10 protein-coding genes and 1 tRNA gene are annotated in these 9,571 nt (G+C 65.0%); 1 reads left to right on the top strand and 10 read right to left on the bottom strand.

Annotated elements, in window-relative coordinates; all coding sequences use genetic code 11:
* Window positions 1-143: 143 nt before the first annotated feature.
* Window positions 144-220, bottom strand: a tRNA-Pro gene (locus AC16JP_RS00070).
* A gap of 51 nt (window positions 221-271) precedes the next feature.
* Here AC16JP_RS00070 and ccmA point away from each other — a divergent pair.
* Window positions 272-856, top strand: coding sequence for a heme ABC exporter ATP-binding protein CcmA (gene ccmA, locus AC16JP_RS00065; protein WP_484338557.1), 585 nt, complete (start codon window positions 272-274; stop codon window positions 854-856).
* On the opposite strand, the gene AC16JP_RS00060 is transcribed toward ccmA, so the two are convergent.
* The 9 genes from AC16JP_RS00060 to AC16JP_RS00020 all read right to left on the bottom strand — a co-directional run.
* On the bottom strand, window positions 851-1,759 hold the full coding sequence (locus tag AC16JP_RS00060; protein ID WP_484338556.1) for a cation diffusion facilitator family transporter: 909 nt from the start codon (window positions 1,757-1,759) through the stop codon (window positions 851-853). The genes ccmA and AC16JP_RS00060 overlap by 6 nt on opposite strands.
* Before the next feature lie 66 nt (window positions 1,760-1,825).
* A complete protein-coding gene (ychF, locus tag AC16JP_RS00055) occupies window positions 1,826-2,926 on the bottom strand; it encodes a redox-regulated ATPase YchF (protein ID WP_484338555.1) in 1,101 nt (366 codons plus the stop codon).
* A 1-nt stretch (window position 2,927) separates the two neighbouring features.
* Complete coding sequence (gene pth, locus AC16JP_RS00050) at window positions 2,928-3,500, bottom strand: aminoacyl-tRNA hydrolase (protein ID WP_484338554.1); 573 nt, start codon at window positions 3,498-3,500, stop codon at window positions 2,928-2,930.
* Between the two features lie 4 nt (window positions 3,501-3,504).
* Window positions 3,505-4,110 carry a 50S ribosomal protein L25/general stress protein Ctc gene (locus AC16JP_RS00045; RefSeq protein WP_484338553.1) on the bottom strand — a complete coding sequence of 202 codons (606 nt, stop codon included), beginning with the start codon at window positions 4,108-4,110 and terminating at the stop codon, window positions 3,505-3,507.
* Between the two features lie 151 nt (window positions 4,111-4,261).
* A complete protein-coding gene (gene clpA, locus AC16JP_RS00040; RefSeq protein WP_484338552.1) occupies window positions 4,262-6,652 on the bottom strand; it encodes an ATP-dependent Clp protease ATP-binding subunit ClpA in 2,391 nt (796 codons plus the stop codon).
* A 132-nt stretch (window positions 6,653-6,784) separates the two neighbouring features.
* On the bottom strand, window positions 6,785-7,525 hold the full coding sequence (locus AC16JP_RS00035; protein ID WP_484338551.1) for an Npun_F0296 family exosortase-dependent surface protein: 741 nt from the start codon (window positions 7,523-7,525) through the stop codon (window positions 6,785-6,787).
* Between the two features lie 207 nt (window positions 7,526-7,732).
* The gene (locus AC16JP_RS00030; protein WP_484338558.1) at window positions 7,733-8,359 is read right to left on the bottom strand and encodes a MarC family protein; all 627 of its coding nucleotides are present in this window, start codon (window positions 8,357-8,359) and stop codon (window positions 7,733-7,735) included.
* On the bottom strand, window positions 8,359-9,222 hold the full coding sequence (gene folD / locus AC16JP_RS00025) for a bifunctional methylenetetrahydrofolate dehydrogenase/methenyltetrahydrofolate cyclohydrolase FolD (RefSeq protein ID WP_484338550.1): 864 nt from the start codon (window positions 9,220-9,222) through the stop codon (window positions 8,359-8,361). Before folD ends, AC16JP_RS00030 begins: the two co-directional genes overlap by 1 nt.
* The coding region (locus AC16JP_RS00020; protein ID WP_484338549.1) for a YggT family protein at window positions 9,222-9,571 on the bottom strand (350 nt) is incomplete at its 5' end. The genes AC16JP_RS00020 and folD, both read right to left, overlap by 1 nt.

Here is a 9,571-nt window from a genome sequence, read left to right as displayed (position 1 = left end):
GGCGCTGCCGGATATGTGGAATTGGCGAAGGCGCATCGCGCCAGCCAGGCCGGATGAACCGGCCCGCCACCGGCGCACGGCGGCATGGGCGGCAGGATCGGCACCGCCGACCCTGCCCGCACAGGTTTCCAATGCAATGGAAATGGTCGGAGCGACAGGATTCGAACCTGCGACCCCCAGACCCCCAGTCTGATGCGCTACCAGGCTGCGCTACGCTCCGACGTGGGGCGCGGCTTAGGCGACACGCGCGCCAATGGCAAGGCCCCCTGCCATGCTGAAATCGGACAGTGTGGCGCTAAGCGCCAGCGATGTCGCGCTGGTGCGCGGAAACCGGCTGCTGTTCGAGGGGCTGTCGTTCACCGTGCAGGCAGGCGGCGCGCTGCTTGTGACAGGGCGGAACGGGGCGGGGAAATCCTCGCTGCTGCGGCTGGTTGCGGGGTTGCTTGCCCCTGACGCCGGAGAATTGCACAACCCGTTCCAGACGGCGCTGCTTGCTTCCGAGCAGGCGCTGAAACCCGACCGGCCCGTTGCGGCGGAACTGGCGTTCTGGGCAGGGCTGGACGGCGCGTCCGGCGATGTGCTGGCGGCCGCCACCGAGGCGATGGCGGTGCAGCCGCTGCTGGAATTCCGTTGCGGGCAGTTGTCGTCGGGGCAGCGGCAGCGGGTGGCGATTGCGCGCACCATTGCCAGCGGCGCCGACCTCTGGCTGCTGGACGAACCGGCGAACGCGCTGGATAGCGCATCCGAAGCACGGCTGCTGGCTGCCATTGCCAGCCATCGCGCAGCGGGTGGCCTGGTGATGGCGGCAACGCACCAGCCTTTGCCGCTGCCGGGCGCACAGGAACTGCGGCTATAGCTGGTCGGTGTCGGCGGTGAACACGATGGTCAGCCAGCGATCCGGCCCGGCGTCGCCGATATTGTCGCCGATTTCCGCACGCAATTCGTCGAAATGCTCGATCGTGCGCGGGGCAGTGCCGGGTTGCGCCAGCACCGAGATTTCGATGAATTTCGCGCGTCCGGTTGCGGTCACATAGCTTTGGTAGCCGACGAAGCCATGCCGTGCGACGAACGCATCCATCACCTGGTGCACGCGGGCGTCCAGCTCTTCGGGGACCATGCCGAATATGTCGCGGAAGGCGGTTTTTGCATCGTGCCAGGGCAGCGGCAGGATCGCCAGCGACAGCAGGGCAACGATCGCCGGGTCGATATAGGGCACCCAATGTTCGAGCCGGGTTCCACGCATCGCAACGGCGGCGACGAAGGCCAGCAGCAGCGCGACCGTCATCAGCCCCGACATTGCCCACGCCTTCATGTCCAGCGCGATCAGCGCGGATTCCAGACGCTGGTTCTGCCGCCACATCCAGAACCATGTGCCTGCGCACAGGCAGACGATCAGCACCGAATAGCCGATCGCCGGGCCAAGCTCGGGGATGTGCCCACCTGCGCGCACGCTCTGGACGCCGCCCAGAAACCCGAACACGACCAGCGTCATCATCACGCCCGCCTTCAACGCAACCACCAATGGTTCGAGGTTCCAGTAGCCATACTGGAACTTCTGGTTGCTTTCCTGCGCAACCAGCCGGGCGACGATCAGCATCAGCCAGGTGATCAGGGCGTCGACTGCGGCGAACAATCCATCGAACAGGATCGCCATCGAGCTGGATACCAGCCCCAGCAGCACACCAACGGCGGCCATCGCCGCAGTCCCGCCGATCGACAGCCGCAACAGCGAGGCTTCGAGTTCGGAGCGGAGTGCCATTGCCCTGTCTGCGGACGCCATGAACCTGTTCTAGTCGGTCGTCTGCGCCAAGGGTAGCCTGCTTGCCTAGTTGCTGTGCAGGAAGTGCATCACATCGCCATCCTGCACGACATAGCCCTTGCCTTCGGCCCGCAGGCGGCCGACTTCGCGTGCGCCGGCTTCGCCGTTGTGGGTGATGAAGTCGTCGCAGGCGATGGTTTCGGCGCGGATGAAGCCTTTTTCAAAGTCGGTGTGGATGACGCCTGCGGCCTGCGGCGCGGTTGCGCCCTTTTCGACCGTCCAGGCGCGCGCTTCCTTCGGGCCGACGGTGAAAAAGGTAATCAGGTGCAGCAGGTCATAGCCCGCCCGGATGATGCGGGCGAGGCCGGTTTCATGCAGGCCGAGCGATTCGAGATAGTCCGAACGGTCTTCGGTGGGCATGGCGGCGATTTCGGCTTCGATCGCGGCTGAAATCACCACGGCGCCTGCGCCCTGGCGTGCGGCCATGGCGGCAACGGCGTTGCTGAAGGCGTTGCCGGTTGCGGCCGAGGCTTCGTCGACGTTGCAGACATAGAGAACGGGCTTCGCCGTCAGCAACTGCGCCTGCGCAAGGTGGCGGGCTTCGTCGGGGTCGGCGGCTTCGGCAAGGCGCGCCGGTTTGCCGTCGCGCAGCAGGTCGAGCGCACGGCTGAGGGCTGTCGCAGCGGTCTTTGCTTCCTTGTCGCCGCCCTGTCCCTTTTTCTGCAGGTTCGGCACCCGGCGTTCGAGACTTTCGAGGTCGGCGAGCATCAGCTCCGTCTCGACGGTTTCGGCGTCGGCTACGGGATCGATCCTGCCCTCGACGTGGGTGATGTCTCCGTCTTCGAAGCAGCGCAGCACATGCACGATCGCATCCACCTCGCGGATATTGGCGAGAAACTGGTTGCCCAGTCCTTCACCCTTTGATGCGCCGCGCACCAGCCCCGCGATGTCCACGAAGCCCAGTTGGGTGGGGATGATCTTCTGCGATCCGGCGATTCGGGCCAGTTGCTCGATGCGGGGGTCCGGCACGCCGACGTTGCCGACGTTCGGCTCGATGGTGCAGAAAGGATAGTTCGCCGCCTGCGCCGCCGCAGTTTCGGTAAGCGCGTTGAAGAGCGTCGATTTGCCGACGTTCGGCAGGCCGACGATACCGCAGCGGAAACCCATCTCAGTCCTCCTGTGCCCTCAGGGCGAAGTCATTCATGAAGCGCGCATCGTCGCCGTCGGCCAGCAGCGGCGCGAGGTCGGCGATAGCGCCCAGCATCAGGGCCAGGCGATCTTCGTCGGCGCGTGCGAAATTGCCCAGCACATGGCCGGTAACGCGGTCCTTGTGGCCGGGGTGGCCGATGCCGATGCGAACGCGGCGGAACTCGGCGCCGACGTGGGCGATGATCGAGCGGATACCGTTCTGCCCGGCTGCGCCGCCGCCGGTTTTCACCTTCACACGATAACAGTCGAGGTCCAGCTCGTCGTGAAACACCGTCAGCGCGGCGGGCTCCAGCTTGAAGAAGCGAAGCGCCTCGCCGACCGACCGGCCGCTTTCGTTCATGAAGGTCGCGGGCTTCAGCAGCGCCACCTTGTGCTGCCCAAGCCGCCCTTCGGAAAAAAGCCCGGAAAACCGCGCTTTCCATGGGGCGAAGCCATGACTGGCGTGGATGGTGTCCACCGCCATGAACCCCACATTGTGGCGGTTGAGAGCGTAAGCCGGGCCGGGATTGCCCAGCCCGGCGAACAACTGCATGCCGTCAGCCTTCGGCCGATTCCTCGGCGGCTTCCTGGCTCTTGAGGCCGGACGGCGCCGCGATCGTGGCGATGGTGAAGTCGCGCTCGATCACCGGGGTCACGTTCTTCGGCAGCTTCACCGACGAAATGTGGATCGAATCGCCTACATCGAAACCGGCCACATCGACGGTGATGAAATCAGGGATGGCGTTGGCCGGCACGCGAATTTCAAATTCGTGGCGGACCACGTTCAGCACACCGCCGCGCTTCAGGCCCGGCGAGATGGCTTCGTTCTCGAAGTGGACCGGCACGTTGACGGTGACGAGCGTGTTGGCGCCGACGCGCAGGAAATCCACATGGACCGGACGGTCGTTCACGGGGTGGAACTGCACATCGCGGGGCAGCGTCAGGTGCTTCTTGCCGTCGATTTCCAGCTCGACGGTCGAGTTCAGGAAGAACCCGGTTTCCAGAAGGCGCACCAGTCGCTTTTCCTCGACGTGGATGGACAGCGGGGCTTCCTTGTTGCCGTAGATCACGGCCGGAACCCGGCCTTCCCGCCGCATCGCCCGAGAGGCTCCCTTGCCAGCCCGGTCACGTGGCTGCGCGGCAAGCGTCAGCACATCAGACATTTCATTTCTCCGTTCTTTTCTTCGCCCGGCACCTCCAGGGTGTGCCGGCTGCGAAGGGCGCGCCCTTAGCCGGGTTCGGCCGGAAAGGCAAATCCCGGAAAGGCAAATCCCCGAAAGGCAAATCCCGGCGGGGCCGCCAACCGTTCGCGCGTCAGCCTGCGGCGTCGGGATCGGCGTCGTCGGGCGATGCCGGTTCCGGGCTTGCGGGCCTTGCAGCAGGCGGCGGCAAGGCGGCCACCTTCTTGCGCTGCCGCTTTGGCCTGGGCGCGGCCGGGATGATTTCGAACGTTGGCGCGTCGTCGCGGATATGCACCCTTACTTCGCCGCCGTTCATCAGCTTGCCGAACAGCAGCTCCTCGGCCAGCGGGCGCTTGATCGATTCCTGTATGACCCGCGCCAGCGGACGTGCGCCATACAGCCGGTCATAGCCGCGCGCGATCAGCCAGGCCTTGGCCTCGTCCGAAAGCGAGATGTGGACATCGCGTTCGGCCAGTTGCAGTTCGAGCTGGATGATGAACTTGTCGATGACCCGCGCAACGATCTCCGGCGGCAGGTATTCGAACGGCACGATCGCATCCAGCCGGTTGCGGAACTCGGGCGTGAACATCCGCCTGACGGCTTCCTCGTCCTCGCCGATGCGCGGCCCGGCGCCGAAGCCGACGCCTTCGCGCGCCATGTCGGCAGCGCCGGCGTTCGTGGTCATGATCAGGATGGTGTTGCGGAAATCGACGGTCTTGCCGTGGTGGTCGGTCAGCTTGCCGTTGTCCATCACCTGCAACAGGATGTTGAACAGATCGGGGTGCGCCTTTTCGATTTCATCCAGCAGCAGCACGCTGTGCGGGTTCTGATCGACGGCGTCGGTCAGCAGCCCGCCCTGGTCGAAGCCGACATAGCCCGGAGGCGCGCCGATCAGGCGGCTGACCGAGTGACGCTCCATATATTCCGACATGTCGAACCGGGTAAGCGGGATACCCATGATGTGCGCCAACTGCCGGGCGACTTCGGTCTTGCCGACGCCTGTCGGCCCCGAGAACAGGTAGCAGCCGATCGGCTTTTCCGGTTCCCGCAGGCCGGCGCGGCTGAGCTTCATGGCGCTGGCCAGCAGCTCGATCGCGCGGTCCTGCCCGAACACCACGCGCTTCAGGTCGGTTTCCAGCGTTTCGAGCGCCTTGCGGTCGTCGCTGGAAACCGATTTCGGGGGGATTCGGGCCATGGTCGCAACCACCGCCTCGATTTCCTTCACGCCGATCACGCGCTTGCGCCTGGCTTCGGGCAGCAGCATCTGCGCCGAACCGGATTCGTCGATCACGTCGATCGCCTTGTCGGGCAGCTTGCGGTCGTTGATGTAGCGCGCCGAAAGTTCGACCGCCGAGCGGATCGCATCCGGCGTGTAACGCACGCGGTGGTGCTTCTCGAAGGCCGGTTTCAGCCCCGCAAGGATCTTCACCGTGTCTTCGACCGTCGGTTCATTGACGTCGATCTTCTGGAATCGCCGCAGCAGCGCCCGGTCTTTTTCGAAGTGGTTGCGGAATTCCTTGTAGGTGGTCGAACCGATGCAGCGGATCGTGCCGCCCGAAAGCGCCGGTTTCAGCAGGTTCGACGCGTCCATCGCGCCGCCAGACGTCGCCCCGGCGCCGATCACCGTGTGGATTTCGTCGATGAACAAAATTGCGTGCGGCAGCTTTTCCAGTTCGGAAACGACGTTCTTCAGCCGTTCCTCGAAATCGCCGCGATAGCGCGTTCCCGCCAGCAACGCGCCCATATCAAGCGCGTAGATGGTTGCCGGCTTCAGCACGTCCGGCACGTCGCCTTCGACGATCTTGCGCGCCAGCCCTTCGGCGATCGCCGTCTTGCCGACGCCCGGATCGCCCACATACAGCGGGTTGTTCTTCGACCGGCGGCAGAGGATCTGGATGGTGCGATCCACTTCCGCCTCGCGGCCGATCAGCACGTCGATGCGCCCGGCTTTCGCTTTCTGGTTGAGGTTCACGGTGAACTGCTTCAGCGCCGATTCCTGCGCCTTGGGGCGTTCGGCCTTTTTTTCTTCCTGTTGTTCGACCGGTTCTTCGGCGCCTTTCGGCGGTTTCGCTTCGCCCATCCCCGGCACCTTGGCGATGCCGTGGCTGATGTACGACACCGCATCGAGGCGGGTCATGTCCTGCTGTTGCAGGAAATAGACGGCGTGGCTTTCGCGTTCCGAAAACAGCGCGACCAGCACATTCGCGCCCGTCACATCCTCGCGGCCGGACGACTGGACGTGCAGGATCGCGCGCTGCACCACACGCTGGAAACCGGCAGTTGGCGACGGATCAACCGAGCTGTCGGCTTTCAGACTGCCCAGTTCTGTATCCAGATAGCGCACCACCTGCGCCGACAGCTCATCCAGATCGACGCCGCAGGCCCGCATCACCACCGAGGCGTGCGTATCGGTGACGAGCGCCAGCAGCAGATGTTCGAGCGTTGCATATTCGTGGCGGCGGTGGCTCGCCTCGGCCAGCGCGTTATGGAGGGTCTGTTCAAGGCTGCGCGAAAATGACGGCATCTGATCCTCCTCGCCGGCCGGTGATGGCGGGCTTACGGCCCAATGTCACCATGGTTGCGCGAAAGTGCAAGGGGCGCCGACGGATGCCCGCCAGCGCCCCCTGTCAGGTTCACCCGGATCGGGCGGAACGGGTCAGGCTGTGACGCCTGCGTGCCGGCGCCGGCGGGCCGCCATGCCGACGAGGCCGAAGCCCGCGATCAGCATCGCCCATGTGGCGGGTTCCGGAACGCCGCCGGTTTCCGTCCAGAAACCGACGGTGTGGTTGTCGGACTCATAGCCGCCGCTGCCGGTTTTCTGGTAGATTTTGATGCGGTCGAACGTGTCGCCGCCGGTGAAATAGACGTTCAGGAACGAATAGACCTCGTTGCCGTTGCCGCCGAGGAACGGCGCATTGGGGTTGCCGCAATAGGCGTTCGGGCAGGAGCCGATCGAACCCAGTACGGTCGACGGGTTGATCGTGGCCAGCAGGGTCGCGCCGTTGTAGAATTCAAGATAGTTCTGCGGATCGAGCGCCGACAGCCAGTATCCGAAGTAGGTCATGCCTTCGGGGAGCGTCGTCGTGAAGTTGATCTCGATCGGATTGAGCGAAGTGAAGGTCGAGATGAACTGGCCGCTGCCGCCGGCGCCACCAAAGACGTTCGCCGCATCGATGCGCCCACCGGTGTAGGTGGCCTGGATCGTGCCGCCGGTGCCGAAATCGGTGGTGAAGTTTGCCGGCACGCCGCCAGTGCGCGAATCGAACCGTTCCACGCCCGACGTGGTGAAGCCGGCGGTCGTATCCTGCACGCCGGGGCCTTCATAGTTGATGAAAAACCCGGCCGATGCCGGTGCCGCGATCAACGCTGCGGCAGCGCCTGCCAACAGAAACTTCATGACAATCCTCCAACCGAATACAAGCTCGAGCCGACACGAACGCCAGCCGACACTGGGACGGCATCGTCGAGCCTAAATTGAGCTTGCAAGGATTGTGCCAATTGTTGCGCGCCTTCGCAGCCAAGGCGGAGCGTCATGTTGGCGCACGGGAATCTGTAAACTGTGCCGACAGGTGCGGCGGAATTAACCTTTCCGCGTCGCGCCGGTTCAGGCGGCGAAAGCGCCTTTCAGCCCGTCGATCACGATCTGCGACGCAAGGGCTGCCAGAATGACCCCGAGCAGGCGCGTAATCATCCCCTCGACCTTGGCGCCGACGCGGCGCATGAGCGGCCCCGCCGCCAGCATCGCCGCAAGCGTCAGCACCAGAACGATCACCAGCGCCAGATAGACGGCCAGTGTTTCGATCGGCGTTGCAGCCTTCGAAGTAAGCAGCATGACGGCGGCGATCGATCCCGGTCCGGCGATCATCGGCATCGCCATCGGGAACACGGCGACATCCTCGACTTCCTCGTCGTTGACGGCCCTGGCGCGTTCCTCGCGCCGTTTGACGCGGGTTTCGAACACCATGTCCAGTGCAATCAGGAACAGCATGATGCCGCCCGCCACCCGGAACGCATCGAGGCTGATCCCGAGCGCCTTGAGGAAGGGTTTTCCCGCGACCGCAAAGCCGATCAGGATCGACGAGGCGATGACGACCGCGCGGATCGCCATCGACCGGCGCGCCTCGTCGGTCGAGCGGGTGGTCAGGCTGGCGAAGATCGGTGCCGCACCCGGCGGGTCGATGACGACGAGCAGCGTGACCAGCGCCGAAATGAACAGATCGAACGGGAACATCACGCGGCCGACGCCGCCTTCAGCGTGTTCTGCAGCAGGCAGGCGATGGTCATCGGGCCGACGCCGCCCGGCACCGGGGTGATATGGGCTGCAACTTCGGCGGCCTCGGTGAAGCAGACGTCCCCTACCAGCCGGGTTCCGGTACCGCTTTCGCGCGGCACACGGTTGATGCCGACATCGATCACCGTTGCGCCGGGTTTCAGCCAGTGACCGCGCACCATTTCCGGCCGGCCGACGGCCGCGACCACGATGTCGGCGCGGCTGCACAGGGCGGCGAGATCACGGCTGCGGCTGTGCGCAACGGTTACCGTGGCCGAAGCGGAAATCAGCAGCGACGCCATCGGCCGGCCGACGATGTTCGAGCGGCCGATCACCAGCGCTTCGGCGCCCGAAAGATCGCCCAGCGTCGATTCCAGCAGCCTTAGGCAGCCGAGCGGGGTGCAGGGCACGAAGCCGTCGAGGCCGGTTGCCAGCCGTCCGGCATTCACCGGGTGGAAGCCATCCACGTCCTTGTCGGGCGCGATTGCGGCGATCACCTTCTGCGCGTCGATATGCGGTGGCAGCGGCAACTGCACGAGGATGCCGTCTACCTCGGGGTCGCGGTTCAGGGCGCTGACCAGGTCCAGCAGCGCGCTTTCCGGGTGCGTGCTGGCCAGTCGGTGCTCGATCGAGGTGATGCCTGCCTCGCGGCAGGCGGCGATCTTGTTGCGGACATAGACCTGGCTAGCCGGGTCTTCGCCCACCAGCACAACGGCGAGCGCCGGCGCGCGCGCGCCAGCGGCCAGCCGCGCGATCACGGCCTGTGCGATATCGGCGCGCAGGCGGGCGGCGTGGGCCTTGCCGTCGATCAGTTGCCCGGGCATCAGGCCAGCAGATCCAGGCTGACGCCTTCGATCAGCCGTTGCAGCAGCAGGATGCCGAGGATCAGCACCATCGGCGAAAAGTCGATGCCGCCCATATCCGGCAGCAGGTTGCGGATCGGCCGCAACAGCGGGTTCAGCAGCCGTTCGAGACCATAGAGCAGCGACGCAACGAAGCGGTTGCTGAGGTTGACGACGTTGAACGCAACCAGCCAGCTGAGGATCGCCTGGGCGATGATCACCCAGATCAGCAACTGAAGCAGGTAGTTGGCGAAGTTCAGCAGTTCGACGAGCGTGTTCATGCGGTGGCGGCGGTCCTTCGGTCCGTGGCGGCGCGGCTGGGATCGCCATG

This window comes from Sandaracinobacteroides sp. (assembly GCF_057137845.1).
Note: the sequence above shows the minus strand (reverse complement) of the source record. Positions and strands in the feature narration are given on the sequence as shown.